General features: G+C 64.1%; 1 protein-coding gene. It reads right to left on the bottom strand.

Annotation, left to right across the window (positions count from 1 at the left end; genetic code table 11):
* Window positions 1-231 (bottom strand): molybdopterin cofactor-binding domain-containing protein (locus tag NLM59_RS11665; RefSeq protein WP_304417955.1); only part of this gene is annotated, 231 nt, incomplete at both ends.

The following is a 231-nucleotide window of genomic DNA, read 5'->3' as shown; positions in this document are numbered from 1 at the left end:
CCCATCGGCGTGTTCTGGGTATCACCATGCTCGATCTCGACCATGCTGGCATCGATACCGATCATTTCGGCGATCACCTGCGGGAAGGTCGTCTCGTGGCCCTGGCCGTGGCTGTGCGAACCGGTCATCACCACGATGCCGCCGGTGGCATTGACCCGCACGGTGGCCGATTCATACAATCCCGCCCGGGCGCCCAACTGGCCGACGAGCTGCGACGGAGCAATGCCGCAA

The sequence above is a fragment of the Profundicola chukchiensis genome, from assembly GCF_029664245.1.
In the GTDB taxonomy this organism is placed as follows: domain Bacteria; phylum Bacteroidota; class Bacteroidia; order Flavobacteriales; family Weeksellaceae; genus Profundicola; species Profundicola chukchiensis.
Note: the sequence above shows the minus strand (reverse complement) of the source record. Positions and strands in the feature narration are given on the sequence as shown.